14 protein-coding genes are annotated in these 12,774 nt (G+C 65.7%); 7 read left to right on the top strand and 7 right to left on the bottom strand.

The features are described 5' to 3' along the window. Positions 1 to 91: 91 nt before the first annotated feature. Positions 92 to 586 (top strand): metallopeptidase family protein, encoded by a 495-nt coding sequence (locus ACFWO3_RS02405; protein ID WP_378573297.1) that lies wholly within the window; start codon positions 92 to 94, stop codon positions 584 to 586. A 21-nt stretch (positions 587 to 607) separates the two neighbouring features. On the opposite strand, the gene ACFWO3_RS02400 is transcribed toward ACFWO3_RS02405, so the two are convergent. Beyond that, on the bottom strand, positions 608 to 868 hold the full coding sequence (locus ACFWO3_RS02400) for a WhiB family transcriptional regulator (RefSeq protein ID WP_378573984.1): 261 nt from the start codon (positions 866 to 868) through the stop codon (positions 608 to 610). A gap of 499 nt (positions 869 to 1,367) precedes the next feature. Between ACFWO3_RS02400 and cofD the strand changes: the two genes are divergently transcribed. The 3 genes from cofD to ACFWO3_RS02385 are packed head-to-tail and all read left to right on the top strand — an operon-like array spanning position 1,368 to position 4,258. Continuing rightward, on the top strand, positions 1,368 to 2,354 hold the full coding sequence (cofD, locus tag ACFWO3_RS02395; protein ID WP_378573295.1) for a 2-phospho-L-lactate transferase: 987 nt from the start codon (positions 1,368 to 1,370) through the stop codon (positions 2,352 to 2,354). After that, positions 2,351 to 3,691: a coenzyme F420-0:L-glutamate ligase gene (locus tag ACFWO3_RS02390; RefSeq protein ID WP_378573293.1), complete on the top strand. Its 1,341-nt coding sequence runs from the start codon at positions 2,351 to 2,353 to the stop codon at positions 3,689 to 3,691. The genes cofD and ACFWO3_RS02390 overlap by 4 nt, the downstream gene beginning before the upstream one ends. Then, complete coding sequence (locus tag ACFWO3_RS02385; RefSeq protein WP_378573291.1) at positions 3,692 to 4,258, top strand: NUDIX hydrolase; 567 nt, start codon at positions 3,692 to 3,694, stop codon at positions 4,256 to 4,258. Here ACFWO3_RS02385 and ACFWO3_RS02380 read toward each other — a convergent pair. The 4 genes from ACFWO3_RS02380 to rfbD form a co-directional block, all read right to left on the bottom strand. After that, on the bottom strand, positions 4,237 to 5,007 hold the full coding sequence (locus tag ACFWO3_RS02380; protein ID WP_378573289.1) for an SGNH/GDSL hydrolase family protein: 771 nt from the start codon (positions 5,005 to 5,007) through the stop codon (positions 4,237 to 4,239). The genes ACFWO3_RS02385 and ACFWO3_RS02380 overlap by 22 nt on opposite strands. Next, a complete protein-coding gene (locus tag ACFWO3_RS02375) occupies positions 5,007 to 6,086 on the bottom strand; it encodes a sugar phosphate nucleotidyltransferase (RefSeq protein ID WP_378573287.1) in 1,080 nt (359 codons plus the stop codon). The genes ACFWO3_RS02380 and ACFWO3_RS02375 overlap by 1 nt, the downstream gene beginning before the upstream one ends. Beyond that, complete coding sequence (locus ACFWO3_RS02370; protein WP_378573285.1) at positions 6,076 to 6,975, bottom strand: glycosyltransferase family 2 protein; 900 nt, start codon at positions 6,973 to 6,975, stop codon at positions 6,076 to 6,078. The genes ACFWO3_RS02375 and ACFWO3_RS02370 overlap by 11 nt, the downstream gene beginning before the upstream one ends. 62 nt (positions 6,976 to 7,037) lie before the next feature. Continuing rightward, the gene (gene rfbD, locus ACFWO3_RS02365) at positions 7,038 to 7,880 is read right to left on the bottom strand and encodes a dTDP-4-dehydrorhamnose reductase (RefSeq protein ID WP_378573283.1); all 843 of its coding nucleotides are present in this window, start codon (positions 7,878 to 7,880) and stop codon (positions 7,038 to 7,040) included. A gap of 127 nt (positions 7,881 to 8,007) precedes the next feature. Here rfbD and ACFWO3_RS02360 point away from each other — a divergent pair, with 127 nt between their 5' ends. Together ACFWO3_RS02360 and ACFWO3_RS02355 are read left to right on the top strand one after the other, a co-directional pair. Continuing rightward, a complete protein-coding gene (locus tag ACFWO3_RS02360) occupies positions 8,008 to 9,477 on the top strand; it encodes an LCP family protein (RefSeq protein WP_378573982.1) in 1,470 nt (489 codons plus the stop codon). A 53-nt stretch (positions 9,478 to 9,530) separates the two neighbouring features. Beyond that, positions 9,531 to 10,244: a TIGR03089 family protein gene (locus tag ACFWO3_RS02355; protein ID WP_378573281.1), complete on the top strand. Its 714-nt coding sequence runs from the start codon at positions 9,531 to 9,533 to the stop codon at positions 10,242 to 10,244. 42 nt (positions 10,245 to 10,286) lie between these two features. Here ACFWO3_RS02355 and purE read toward each other — a convergent pair whose 3' ends face one another. Further along, the gene (gene purE, locus ACFWO3_RS02350; protein WP_378573278.1) at positions 10,287 to 10,796 is read right to left on the bottom strand and encodes a 5-(carboxyamino)imidazole ribonucleotide mutase; all 510 of its coding nucleotides are present in this window, start codon (positions 10,794 to 10,796) and stop codon (positions 10,287 to 10,289) included. After that, positions 10,789 to 12,051 carry a 5-(carboxyamino)imidazole ribonucleotide synthase gene (locus tag ACFWO3_RS02345; RefSeq protein WP_378573980.1) on the bottom strand — a complete coding sequence of 421 codons (1,263 nt, stop codon included), beginning with the start codon at positions 12,049 to 12,051 and terminating at the stop codon, positions 10,789 to 10,791. The genes purE and ACFWO3_RS02345 overlap by 8 nt, the downstream gene beginning before the upstream one ends. Before the next feature lie 168 nt (positions 12,052 to 12,219). Between ACFWO3_RS02345 and ACFWO3_RS02340 the strand changes: the two genes are divergently transcribed. Continuing rightward, positions 12,220 to 12,762, top strand: coding sequence for a GtrA family protein (locus tag ACFWO3_RS02340; protein WP_378573276.1), 543 nt, complete (start codon positions 12,220 to 12,222; stop codon positions 12,760 to 12,762). Positions 12,763 to 12,774: the final 12 nt, after the last annotated feature.

Here is a 12,774-nt window from a genome sequence, read left to right as displayed (position 1 = left end):
ACACCGGACGGTACGCATCCGAACATCACAGCTCGGTGAAGCGCTCGGGGCGACCGTCTCGTGAGGCACGTTCTGTCGTAATGTCGCGTCCATGTCCCGAGCCCGACGCAGACGCACGACGACGAGCCGCTCCGTGGACCGCCGCGGACGCGGAGTCCGCAGCTCGGTGTTTCCCCCCGACGTGCCGGCGCGGCGAACGCGGGCGGAAAAGTTCGACTTGGTGGTTCTCGACGCGTTCGCACCGATCGACTCGATGTGGCACGACCGATTGACGAAGTTGGACATCGCCGTCGACGAGGTACCGAAGATTCGAGCACTCGACCCGGACTCGGTGAACTGGCCGGACGAGGTCGTGGCCGACGGCCCCGTTCCACTGTCACGACTCATCCCTGCCGGTATCGACAAGCACGGTGTCGCAACGCGTGCACGGGTCGTCTTGTTCAGACGGCCGCTCGAACGACGAGCAGAGGATCCGGACGATCTCACGGATCTGGTCCACGACGTTCTCGTGCACCAGGTAGGCACCTACCTGGGTGTCGCCCCCGACATCATCGACCCCACCCTGCCGGGCGAAGACGACGTCTGACACGCTCGATCAGGGACGCGCTCAGACGATTCCACGTTTGAGACGACGACGTTCACGTTCGGACAGTCCACCCCAGATTCCGAAGCGCTCGTCATTGGACAGGGCGTACTCGAGGCACTCGTCCTTGACTTCACATCCGAGGCAGATGCGCTTGGCTTCCCTTGTGGAACCACCCTTTTCGGGAAAGAACGCCTCGGGATCGGTCTGTGCACACAGTGCACGTTCCTGCCACTGATCCTCGATCGTCTCGAACAACTCGTCGAATCCGGGAACCAGACTCAACGCAGGCCGGTCGACCGGCCGGTCTTCACGTGCGCGGGCGCCTTCGGCTGCGCCCGCTTCGGAATTGGTCTGCGGTTCGTAGCTCGCTGCGCTCGCGCCGTATTCGAACTCGGCATGCTCATTGGGCATCGTTCCGCCTCCTCACCTGTGATAGCGCAGACATTTCTCTCGCTCGATCTGCCGGAGCAGGTTCGAACGCGGTAACCATGCCGCAACCCGAAACGAACGCCGAGACTCGAAAATCCCGATTCGAACGTTCGTTCGAATTGCTGGACGCTGCAAGCGATCTCACCTCGCAACATCCGAATGACATGGTTGTGATTACACACGCCCAGCGTGTCGCGGTCAAGCGTACGGGAGAATCTCCATTACTATTTCGCGCCTATTCGTCGTCGCGAGGGCGCATACGACCCCGACACCGCATCGAAATCCGTTTGCGGTGAGGTTGCGCACCCGACCCCGCTGACCGTACGCGTTCGCAACGCTTAGGCTCGGGGCCGTGAACGTGACTGTATTGGTTGGCGGCGTCGGTGGGGCGAGATTCCTGCAAGGCGTACAGAGTTTTCTGAGCGAAGTCCCCGCCGGTGAAGGCGCCGACGACGCCCATCGAATCACGGCCGTGGTGAACGTCGGCGACGACGTCTGGATGCACGGGCTTCGTATCTGCCCGGACCTCGACACCTGCATGTACACGCTCGGCGGCGGCATAGATCCCGAACGCGGGTGGGGCCACGTCGGTGAAACCTGGAACGCCAAGGATGAACTCGCCGCGTACGGGGCCAAACCCGATTGGTTCGGACTGGGCGACCGCGACATCGCCACACACCTGATCCGGAGCCAGATGCTCCGCACCGGCTATCCGCTGTCGGCGGTCACGGAAGCGCTGTGCAATCGGTGGCAGCCGGGAGTGACCCTGCTACCCGTGACGGACGACCGCAGCGAGACCCACGTCGTCGTGACCGATCCCGAAGACGGTGAGCAGAAGGCGATCCACTTCCAGGAGTGGTGGGTGCGTCACCGCGCCCGCATCGAAACGCACAGTTTCGCCAATATCGGCGCCGAACAGGCAAAACCGGCACCCGGCGTCCTCGAAGCGATCGAATCGGCGGACGTCGTGCTGATCGCCCCGTCGAATCCCGTCGTCAGCGTGGGAGCAATCCTGGCGGTACCCGGCATTCGTGGCGCGCTTCGCACCACCTCGGCAAAGGTCGTCGGACTCTCGCCGGTGGTGGGCGGTGAACCGTTGCGGGGCATGGCCGACGAGTGCCTCGAGACCATCGGAGTCGAGACGTCCGCCGAAGCCGTCGGCCGGTACTACGGCGCCAGGTCTGCCACCGGCCTGCTCGACGGGTGGCTGGTACACGAGACCGACGAGGCCGAGGTCCCCGGAGTCGAGGTGCGCAGCATTCCGTTGATCATGACCGACCCGGAAACCACCGCCGAGATGGTGCGCGTCGCCTTCGACATCGCAGGCGTGACGCCGTGACCGATCACGCCCCCGGCCGGTCCATCGAGATTCATCCCGTCGACGGCCTGCCCGAGTTCAGGCCGGGCGACGATCTCGCCGACGCTCTCGTGGCCCGTGCCCCGTGGTTGGCGAACGACGACGTCGTGATCGTCACCAGCAAGGTGTTCTCCAAGGTCGAGGGACGCATCGTGGACTCCCCCACCGACCCGGAGGAACGTGACACCGCGCGTAGGCGCCTCGTGGACCAGGAGGCCGTGCGCGTCGTGGCACGCAAGGGCCGCACCCTCATCACCGAGAATCGACTGGGCATCGTCCAGGCCGCATCGGGCATCGACGGCTCCAACGTGGACGGTGGCGAACTCGCCCTTCTCCCCGAGGATCCGGACGCCAGCGCACGAGCTCTGCGCTCGGGGATTCGTGAACGGCTCGGTGTGGACGTGGCGATCGTGGTCACGGACACGATGGGCCGAGCCTGGCGAACCGGTCAGATCGACGCCGCCATCGGGTCCGCCGGGCTCCCGGTTCTCCACGCCTATGCGGGTTCGGTGGACAGTCAGGGCAACGAATTGTTCGTCACCGAGGTCGCCGTCGCCGACGAAATCGCGGCTGCGGGCGACCTCGTCAAGGGCAAGCTGGGCGGTGTTCCCGTCGCCGTGCTTCGTGGACTGACACCACGCGACGACGGCTCCACTGCTCGACAACTGGTCCGCCCCGGATCGGAGGACCTCTTCTGGCTCGGGACGGAGGAGTCCTTCGCTCGAGGTCGCTCGGAGGCGTTGCTGCTGCGCCGATCGATCCGCCGGTTCTCGCACGAGCCAGTGGATCCGGACGTGATTCGGCGAGCGGTCGACGAAGCACTCACCGCCCCCGCTCCTCACCACACACGTCCCGTTCGGTTCGTCTGGGTTCGCACGCCGCAGGTGCGCGCGAAGCTACTCACCGCGCTGCGCGACAGGTGGCGCGACGATCTCACCTCGGACGGGCACTCGTCGGAATCGGTGGACAGGCGAGTCGCGAAGGGCAACATCCTCTTCGACGCCCCCGAGATGCTGATTCCGTTCTGTGTGCCCGACGGCGCACATTCGTACCCGGACGAGCGCCGAACGGCCGCCGAGTCCACGATGTTCACCGTGGCGGTCGGTGCCGCGGTACAGGGATTGCTGGTTTCCTTGGCCACGAAGGGAGTCGGCAGCTGCTGGATCGGTTCGACGATCTTCGCGCCGGACGTCGTTCGGGACGTTCTCGATCTATCCGACGACTGGGACCCGCTCGGCACCATCGCGATCGGCCACCCGCTCGAGCCCCTCACCCCTCGCGACGTCGCCCCGGCCGGCGACGCACTCGTGGAGAAGTAGATGAGCGGCGATTCCTTGCACGCGTCGGCAACCCGGCTCCTCGAGAACTGGCGACCGACAGTCGATTCCGACGAATCGCTGCGTCACACGCTGCTCGCGTTCATGGACGCAGCCCCGAAGGCGTGCCTCCGGGAACACGCACCCGGTCACGTCACCGCATCGTCTCTGGTTCTCGATCACACCGGTCGGCAGGTATTGCTCACGCTCCATCCCAGGGTGGGGCGCTGGATTCAGTTGGGCGGTCACTGCGAGCCGACCGACGAGACGGTGGTGGACGCGGCCCTGCGCGAGGCACGCGAAGAATCCGGCATCGACGCGCTGACGATCGACCCCGAACTGCTCTCGGCGAACACACATCCCATCACGTGCTCGCTGGGCGTTCCGACACGTCACCTCGATCTCCGGTTCCTGGTCCGGGCGCCTGCCGGCGCGCGAATCACCCGAAGCGAGGAATCCACCGACCTGCGATGGTTTCCTGTGAACGACCTACCCGCCGACGCGGAGAAGTCGACGATCGATCACCTGGTGCAGCTGGCCGATAATCGTCAGCGAACCGGCGCGAGCTGAGGACGTTTCGGACTCACGCCGTCCCCGGACGACGTTCCGTGCACCCGCCGACCGAGCCAGGGAATCAGGAATCCCTTGGCCCACTGCAGGTCCTCTTTCCGGCGCTGCACATCGGCCAACTTCGGTGCCGGACCGAGATCGGGCCGGTGCTCGTCGTGTTCGACGCCAATCGTCTCGAGCACCCGAACGGCCATGTTCTTGTGGCCTGCGGTGGACATGTGCAGACGATCCCAGTCCCACATACGCAAGTCCTGATACTCGCCGAAACGCCAGAAGTCGACGATCGTGGCCCCGTGACGCTCGGCCACCTCGCGGACGAGTTCGTTGTAGATCGCGGCCCGACCCCGGAGCATCCCGAACACCGGTGCCCACCCCGAGTCGTAGGCCGTGAACATCACCACTTTCGCACCCGTTGCGGTGAGCTTGGCGATGCCCGAGTCGTAGTGCGACACAATCGCATCCAGGTCGACCCCGGGACGCATCAAATCGTTCCCGCCGGCGTAGATCGTCACGAGGTCGGGTTCGAGGGCGACCGCCGCATCGATCTGCTCGTCGACGATCGGCACCATCAAACGGCCTCTGATCGCCAGGTTCGCGTAGGCAAAATTCGGGTGATCGACCGAAAGTTGCTCGGCGACACGATCGGCCCACCCGCGCAAACCGTTCGGGTACCGGTCCTCGGGGTCCCCGACACCTTCGGTGAAAGAATCGCCGAGGGCGACGTAACGCTCGAAATCGTGGTTACTCATCACACATCCGTACTGAATCGGACTCCGCCGTCGGGCAGCGCCACCCCTGGCCACACCCGAGCCCCGCGCAGCAACTCGCAGCGTGCACCGACATCTGCGCCGTCGCCGATCACCGCGTCACGGACCAGCGCGCGCGGACCGATTCGGGCACCGAAGCCGATGATGGAACGTTCGACGGTCGCGCCGGCCTCGACGACAGCACCGTCGAACACGACCGCACCGTCGAGCCGGGCACCGGCACCCACCTCGGCGCCTCGCCCGACGACGGTGCCGCCGATGAGAACGGCACCGGGGGCGACACCGGCGCCGCCGTGAACGAGCGACTCACCGCGCGGACCCTCGAGTGCGGGCGACGGGGCGATCCCGCGCACCAGGTCCGCGGAACCACGCACGAAGTCCTCGGGTGTCCCCATGTCACGCCAGTACGAACTGTCGACATGTCCGAATACTCGGGCACCCTGGGCCAGCAACGCCGGGAACACCTCGCGTTCCACCGACACCGCACGACCCTCCGGAATCTGTTCGATGACCGACCTGCGGAAGACATAGCAACCCGCGTTGATCTGATCGGTCGGCGGATCCTGGGTCTTCTCGAGGAACGCGGTCACTCGACCGTCCTCGTCCGTGGGAACACATCCGAACGCGCGAGGATCGCCGACGCGAACCAGGTGCAGCGTGACGTCGGCTTCGGTCGTGACGTGCGTGTCGAGAATACCGCCGAGGTCGGTGCCGCCGAGAACGTCGCCGTTGAAGACCATGATGTTCTCGCCGCGCAACTTCGGGAGCACGTTACGAATGCCGCCGCCGGTCCCGAGGGGGTCCGTCTCCGTCACGTACTCGATCTCGAGGCCCAGCTTCGATCCGTCACCGAAGTGCTCCTCGAACACCTCTGCCTTGAACGAGGTTCCGAGAACCACGTGCTCGATCCCGGCATCGGCGATACGGGCGAGCAGGTGCGTCAGGAACGGCAGACCCGCAGTGGGCAGCATCGGCTTGGGGGCCGACAACGTGAGAGGGCGCAGACGTGTCCCCTTGCCTCCGACGAGGACGACCGCGTCCGTGTTCTTCTCAATGGCCATGTGTGGTCACACCCTCGTTCTCTTCGCTACGACGTTCACGCACCGCTGCGGCGACCGCGATCCGCGATCGCACGGCGAGTCCACCACGCAGAGCCCAGCGGAGCGGTGCCTGCCACCAGTGCGGGTGCCGATCCGCCTGGAAGCGGTACGCGCTCTGGTGGTGCGCGGGCAACATCAGTTCCGGATGACGTCCGGCGGCGTGCCCCTTCGCATGGGTCACCTCCGACGTCGGTACGAAGACGTTGAGCCAGCCGGCCTTGCCGAGGCGGTCGCCCAGGTCCACGTCTTCCATGTACATGAAATAGCGGGAGTCGAAACCGTCGATCGCATCGAACGCGGTGCGTCGCATCAACAGGCACGAACCGGACAACCACCCCACCGACCGCTCGCTGACGGCCTCGTTCTCCTGTCGGTATCGACGACTCCACGGATTCGACGGCCACACGGTGCCGAGAACAGCGTGCCCGGCGCCCGACACCAGATCGGGCACCTGCCTTGCGGACGGATACACACTGCCGTCGAGTTCACGAACGAGAGGTCCGAGCGCGCCCGCTCGTGGCCAGCGCTGCGCCGCCTCGAGCAGTGCGTCGATCGCCCCTGGGCTCCAGCGAACGTCCGGGTTGGCCACGACGACGAACTCGATATCGGGGTCGATCTCGGCGACTGCGCGGTTGATCGCGCCTCCGTAGCCGATATTGCCTCCGGTGCACAACAGCCGAACGTGCTCGTGCGCGGCGTCGGCGGCCTCGGGCGACCCGTCGGTCGAACCGTTGTCCGCCATGATCACCTGCGGCTTTTCTGTGGTCGCCGCAGTGAGCGTGTCCAGAAAATGCTCCAGATGCTCCCCGGGCGAGTAGGTCACCGTCACGACGGCCAGCTTCGAACTCACGCGGGCAAGCGTAGCCGTTCGCCCGCACGAGACATCATCGTGCGTCGGTCACCGGGTGGGTATCACTCGGTGAGCGCTGCGGCCAACGCGTCACGCCAGTCGCGAAGTGGCGGGAGTCCGGACTCGGCCCAGGCCCGCCCCGACAGAACGGAGTAGGACGGGCGTGGCGCAGGGCGTACGAATTCTGCACTCGTACAACCCACCACCCGGTCGGGGTCGGCCCCGACCTCCTCGAACACCGCACGGGCCAGATCGAACCAACTGGCCCGGCCCGCGTTCGTGGCGTGCAGCACGGGTGCGGCGCCGTCGCCCAACTCGACAAGATCGAGCAACGCCTCGGCGAGATCGCCCGCGAAAGTGGGCGATCCCACTTGATCTGTGACGACCTTCACGTGGTCGCGTTCGCGTTCGAGGCGACGCATGGTAGCGACGAAGTCCGAACCGGTGCCCGAGTAGACCCAGGCCGTGCGGACGATCTGCGCTTCGGGGAGCACGGCGTGCACGGCCTCTTCACCCCCCAGTTTGGTACGGCCGTACACCGTGCGCGGCTCGGTAGGATCGTCCGTTTCGTACGGACTGCCCGCTTCTCCTGCGAAGACGTAGTCGGTGGAGATGTGGATCATTCGGGCGCCCGCCTCGGCACACGCGACCGCGACGTTGCGGGCGCCGACGACATTGATCTCGTATGCGCCGGCTTCGTCGGTCTCCGCTGCATCCACCGCGGTGTACGCGGCACAATTGATCACCACCGACCCCGCATTCACCTGCGGTTTCAGCGAATCGGGGTCGGTGATGTCCAATTCACGCGAACTCGGCCCCCGCACCGCGAAACCCCGCGCGATCCCACGCGTCACCAACTGCCCACCCAGCTGTCCGTGACCCCCGGTCACCAGAATCTCCGTCACGAGCAACAGTCTGGCACGCCGTTTACTCCTCCCATGCCCTCGAGAGTCCGACCAGTAGCCTTGTCCCGTGCCACAAGACTCACCATCCCCCGACGCACGTCCGACGCCGCGATGGCGCCCGGCGCACATCGCCGTCGCCGTTCTCTCGGTTCTGGCATTGGTGATCACCGGGTTCGCATGGCAAAGCATCGACTCTCTGCGCAACAGCCTCGCAACCGCAGGCGGGCTCGGACTGGGCCAAGGCAACGACGGCGCAATCGACATCCTGATGGTCGGTACGGACAGCCGTACGGACGCGCACGGCAACCCACTGTCCCAGAGTGAGCTCGACTCGCTGCGGGCCGGCGAGGAAGTCGCGTCCAACACCGACACCATCGTGTTGATCCGAGTTCCCAATGACGGCAGCTCGGCCACCGCGATCTCCATTCCCCGCGACTCCTACGTCAAGGTGCCCGGCGTCGGGATGTCGAAGATCAACGCCGCCTACGGTGCGACCAAAGAGAACAAGCGTCTCGAAGAGGTGGAGAGTGGCGCCACCGAGCAGGAGGCAGAGACAGAGTCGACCAAGGCCGGTCGTGAAGCCCTGATCGAATCGGTAGCGGATCTCACCGGCATCAGCGTCGATCATTACGCAGAGGTCGGCCTCCTCGGGTTCGTCCTACTCACCGATGCGGTCGGCGGCGTGGACGTCTGCCTGAACAACGCGGTGAACGAACCCCTCTCGGGCGCCGACTTCAGCAAGGGCGAACAAACCCTGCACGGTCCGGACGCGCTGAGCTTCGTGCGACAGCGACACGACCTCCCCAGGGGCGATCTCGATCGAATCGTCCGCCAGCAGGTGTTCATGGCGTCGCTCGTCGGCAAGGTTCTCAGTGCCAAGACCCTGAGCGACCCCGGCAAACTCAACGAACTGACGTCGGCCGTACAGCGCTCGGTGGTGCTCGACGAAGACTGGGACATCATCGAATTCGCAAAGCAGCTACAGGATCTGGCCGGCGGCAAGGTAAAGTTCGAGACCGTCCCGGTCGCCGATCTCAACGGTATGACCGACTACGGCGAGTCGATCGTCAAGGTCGAACCCAAGGCCGTGAAGAAGTACGTCGCAGGCCTGATCGGCGAGGAGCCTCCATCGGAGACGACGTCCACCACGAAGAAGGCGCCCGACATCGACACGTCCTCGGTGACCGTGAACGTGTCGAACGCCGGCAGCACGAGTGGTCTCGCCACGGATGTGGCGAACGTACTGGCGTCGTCCGGCTACGCCCAGGGCGAGGTCGGCAACTACGACGGGGGTTCGGTCTCCGAATCGACGGTCTTCGCGCATTCGTCGGACGACGACGGCGCGGCCGCCGTGGCCGCCGAACTCGGCGACCTTGCCACGGAAGAGGATCCGTCACTCCCGGAAGGAACCGTGCGAGTGGTCCTCACCGACGACTACAGCGGACCGACGGCCGCAAGCGAGAGCGGTTCGGACACCGACAGCGAATCCGGCACCTCCGAAACAGGCTCGTCCGGAAGCGCAGCCACCGCCCCGACCCCCGCTCCCCCCGGCCCTCCGATCGATGCCGGCTCCGAGGGCCCTCGCTGCGTCAACTGACCGTGCCCCACGAGAGAACCAGCGCGCCCACGAGAGAACGGAACGCCTTGTCCATGAACCATGCCGATCGCACACTGACCGACGAACTCCTCGACCCGATTCTGGCGGCCGATCCGGCCGGGCCCCGCATCACCTTCTACGACGACGCGACGGGCGAGCGGGTCGAACTGTCCGCGATCACCCTTGCGAACTGGGCCGCGAAGACCGCCAATCTGGTGCGAGACGAGTTCGCGCTCGAGCCTGGTTCACGGGTATCGGTGCTGCTTCCCGCTCATTGGCAGACCGCTGCCGTCCTGCTCGGATTGTGGTGGGCCGGTGCCGAAGTCGTCCTCGAGGCGGACCCCGACGCCGATTTGGCGATGGTCACGGCCGATCGCCTCGAGGACGTCGAGGATGTCGCGGAAGTCGCAGCGTTGTCGCTCGACGCATTCGGGCGGCCGGTGCCGGACCTACCGGTCGGGATCACCGATTACGCAACGTCGGTGCGGGTGCACGGCGATCAATTCAGGTCGACCGTCGCCGGCCCGGCACTCGGGGGACGCAGCGTCCGGGAAGTACATGCCGCAGCGGTGGATTCCGCGTCCCGGCAGGGATTCGGCGGCACCGACCGAGCGCTGTCCTCCGCTGACTGGAACACCACCGACGATCTGATCGACGGCTTGGTGGCCGTTCTGGCGGTGGGTGCCTCCCTCGTACAGGTGGCGAACCCGGACCCCGAGAAGACAGAACGGCGAAACGCCACCGAGAAGGTCACCTTCCCCCTGTGAGTGGTTGACGAGTCCAGAGACTCGTCAACCACTCACAGGGCGCTAGCCCAGCAGTTTGTCCCGCAGCGCCTTGTCCTTGTCCAGCACCATCTGTTCGAGGCCGTCCTGAAAACGCGCCATCCGGGACTGCAGACCGGGATCGGCGGCGCCGAGGATGCGCACGGCAAGCAGACCTGCGTTGCGCGCACCACCGATCGACACCGTGGCGACCGGCACGCCCGCGGGCATCTGAACAATCGACAGCAGGGAGTCGATGCCGTCGAGGTACTTCAAAGGAACGGGAACACCGATGACGGGCAAAGGAGTTGCCGAAGCCACCATGCCCGGCAGGTGTGCAGCGCCGCCCGCGCCCGCGATGATCACCTTCACACCGCGGCCGGCCGCGTCCTTCGCGTAGTCGAGCATCCGTTGCGGCGTCCGATGCGCCGACACGACACCGACCTCGAAGCGCACGCCGAATTCGGCGAGAGCCTCGGCGGCTGCCTCCATCGTGGGCCAGTCCGAATCGCTGCCCATGATCAATCCGACCTGAGCACCCTGCTGTTCACTCACCGTGTTCGTCCCATCCGTCGGTCCACTCTGCGTGCGAAAGCCAATGTGCGGCACGCTCGGCACGCTCGCGCACCGTCGCCACGTAGTCGGCGTCGTCGAGCGAACCCACCCCGCCGACGATGTTCACGTGGCCGATCTTGCGGTCCTTGCGCTCACCCTTGCCGTACAGGTGGATCCGCGCATCCGGCATCCGTGCCATGAGGTGGTGTACCCGTTCGTCCATGCTCATCTGCGGCGCTTCCGGGGCGCCTAGAACATTTCCCATTACGGTGACCGGTGCGGTCGACGACGTGTCGCCGAGCGGGTAGTCGAGTACGGCGCGCAGATGCTGTTCGAACTGGGATGTCCGGGCGCCGTCCATGGTCCAGTGCCCGGAGTTGTGCGGGCGCATGGCGAGTTCGTTCACGACAAGCCTGCCTTCGGGGGTTTCGAAGAGCTCGACGGCCATCGATCCCACGACGCCGAGTTCGGCAGCGATTCGCAGCGCCAAGCTCTCGGCCTCGCCCGCCAACTCGTCCGACAGACCGGGCGCCGGTGCGATCACGACCGCGCACTGCCCGTTGCGCTGGACGGTCTCGACCACGGGCCAGGTCGCGCCCTGCCCGAACGGCGACCTCGCGACCATCGCGGACAATTCGCGGGTCATCTCGACCTTCTGCTCGACCATCAGGGGCGCACCGGCGTCGAGCTGTTTCGCGACGATCGCCTCGGCGTCGTCGGCGTCGTCGACCATCCACACGCCGCGACCGTCGTAACCACCACGAACCGCCTTGATCACCACCGGCCAGCCGTGCTCCGCGCCGAACTTCACGACGTCCTCGGCCCAGGTCACCTCGGCGAACTCCGGAACCGGTGCACCGAGCTCGCGCAGCTTGTGACGCATCTCCAGCTTGTCCTGCGCGTAGACGAGCGCCCGAGGCGGCGGCTGCACGTTGACACCCTCCGAGACCAGCATGTCGAGGTGTTCGGTGGGCACGTGTTCGTGATCGAAGGTGAGAGCGTGCGACCCTTCGGCGGCCCGCCGCAGTGCATCGAGGTCGGTGTGCGAACCGAGAACCACGTCCGGGGTCACCTGTGCGGCCGGCTCGTCCTCCCCTCCCGACAGCACACGGAGCGTCTGGCCGAGCGCGATCGCGGCCTGGTGTGTCATACGCGCGAGCTGTCCACCACCGATCATGGTGACGACGGGTTGCCCGGACGCGAGCGAGCGTGGACTCGACGGCCGCGCAGCGGGTGTGGACTCTGAATCGGAAATGCTGGTCACAACACACCATGGTGTCACGCCTGGGCCGATGCGCTGCCCGTAGGTGGGTCGGCCGACGGTTTCACGGCGCGACCATGTGCAGTTCACTTTCTGTGATTCTGCTGATGATCTCGTGACCAGTTGGTGGTGAAGGGTGATCGTTTCGTAAACTCGAGAGTTGTGTCTTTCGTCGACGGGGTTGTCACCCGCATACCCCAGCCTTTCCGCGCTCTCGCGCTGCGTCATCGCGAGCTGATCAAGTTCGCGATAGTCGGCGGTACGACAATGGTGTTCGACCTGGCGATCTTCTACACGCTGAGCCTCACGATCCTCGAAGAGAAGCCGACGGTCGCCAAGGTCCTGTCGGGCGTCCTCGCCACTGTCCTGAGCTACATCCTCAACCGCGAGTGGGCGTTCAAGAACCGTGGCGGTCGCGAACGCCACCACGAAGCGCTGCTGTTCTTCACGATCAGCGGAATCGGCGTCCTGCTCGCCGCCGCTCCCCTGTGGATCGCCAACAACATCTTCGACATCCGCGCCGGCACGGAAAGCCTGACCACCCTGGTCGTCGTCGACTTCGTTCTCAACTACATCATCGGCAACCTTCTGCAGATGGTGTTCCGCTTCTGGGCCCTGCGCCGCTTCGCATTCCCTGAGGAATACGGCACCTTCGACACCGAGGACGCCGCGGACGAGCTCGAAGAAGAAGCCGGTCGGCCCTGAGCTGATTCTCTG

The sequence above is a fragment of the Rhodococcus sp. NPDC058521 genome, from assembly GCF_042719695.1.
In the GTDB taxonomy this organism is placed as follows: Bacteria; Actinomycetota; Actinomycetes; order Mycobacteriales; family Mycobacteriaceae; genus Rhodococcus_F.
The sequence above is the reverse complement of the archived record's forward strand: the minus strand, read 5'-3'. Positions and strand labels throughout refer to the sequence as shown.